The sequence below is a fragment of the Niveibacterium sp. 24ML genome (assembly GCF_026586805.1).
In the GTDB taxonomy this organism is placed as follows: domain Bacteria; phylum Pseudomonadota; class Gammaproteobacteria; order Burkholderiales; family Rhodocyclaceae; genus Niveibacterium.
The window spans coordinates 1-1,366 of record NZ_JAPFHA010000065.1 but is presented as its reverse complement, the minus strand read 5'-3'; the positions used below and the strand labels follow the sequence as shown (position 1 = coordinate 1,366).

Annotated in this window: 2 protein-coding genes; both read left to right on the top strand. The window is 56.6% G+C overall.

Annotated elements, in window-relative coordinates:
- The first annotated feature begins 84 nt into the window (after positions 1-84).
- On the top strand, positions 85-603 hold the full coding sequence (locus tag OPU71_RS21185; protein ID WP_267730096.1) for an O-acetyl-ADP-ribose deacetylase: 519 nt from the start codon (positions 85-87) through the stop codon (positions 601-603).
- A gap of 97 nt (positions 604-700) precedes the next feature.
- A complete protein-coding gene (locus tag OPU71_RS21180) occupies positions 701-1,204 on the top strand; it encodes a GNAT family N-acetyltransferase (protein WP_267730095.1) in 504 nt (167 codons plus the stop codon).
- Positions 1,205-1,366: the final 162 nt, after the last annotated feature.

Below are 1,366 nucleotides of genomic sequence, written 5' to 3'. Positions count from 1 at the left end.
GTCAACGGGACGCCAAACTGCTGCGCAGTTTGGTACCCTCCGCTGCGCTCCGGCGCCCGTTACGTCCAACGTTAGGCCCCTTCAATGACTGCCTTACTTCGTGCAATTCAGGGCGATATCACCACTATTCAAGTTGGGGCCATCGTGAACGCCGCAAACTCATCTTTGCTCGGCGGGAGCGGCGTTGACGGTGCTATTCATCGGGCTGCGGGTCCAGAACTTGTCCACGAGTGCCGGATTCTTGGCGGCTGCAAAGTTGGAAACGCGAAGATTACAAAGGGCTATCGCCTGCCTGCGAAGCACATCATCCATACGGTTGGTCCCGTTTGGCGCGGAGGCAATAATGGCGAACCAGAGCTTTTGGCATCGTGCTATCGGCAATCCATTCTGGTCGCAGCAGCCAATGCAATTCATACTCTCGCCTTTCCAAGCATTAGCACTGGAATTTACGGCTACCCAATTGAACTAGCGGCTCAAGTTGCGGTTTCAACTGTTCGCCTGAGTATCCAGGAGCTTCCGGCCATCCACGAGGTGGTCTTTTGTTGCTTCTCTTCAGACGACTTACACGTTTACGAGAATGTCCTTGCTCAGTCAGGTGCCTAACAAGTCCGTCAACGGGACGCCAAACTGCTGCGCAGTTTGGTTCCCTTCGCTGCGCTCCGGCGCCCGTTACGTCCAACGTTAGACATCACAGCCCCCTATGCCCATCGTCCGCGACGCCTGCCTTCAAGACGTGCCTGCCCTTTGCGCGGCAGAGCGTGAGGTTGTCGCGCTATTCGATGGAATGCTGGTATCGGAGCCCGACGAATTAGCCGAATCAAGCTTTCTGGAAAGACTGGCAATTGTTGCAAACGGCAAAGGCAAATACCTGGTGGTCGAACAGGACGGCCAGCTTCTTGCTCATGCTTGCCTTTGGCCCATGGGCCTACGAAAGGTGTCACATGTTCTGCGGCTGGATATGTGTGTTCATACGAACCACTGGCGTCAGGGCCATGGAAAGCGGCTCATGAGTGCTCTGCTGCACTGGGCGCGCACGGAGTCTGGCGCCCACAAGATTGAACTGCTGGTTCGCGCTGAAAATGCCGCCGCAGTCGCTCTGTACCGGAACGTCGGCTTCATCGAGGAAGGCCGCCTAAAGCACAGAATTCGCCTTAGCAGTGGTCGGTACATCGACGACATCACAATGGCGCTGTTCCTCAAGTGATGTCTAACACTGCGCTCAACCCGACGCCCTACAGCTGCGCTGCAGGGTTCCCTTCGCGCTGCGCGCTACGGCGCGGGTTAGCTCCACGTTAGAGATCTCCCCACGTGATTGCTCCCGAACCATACCTGAGCGCGTATCTCCACTTGGTTCATCGCGCTGTTT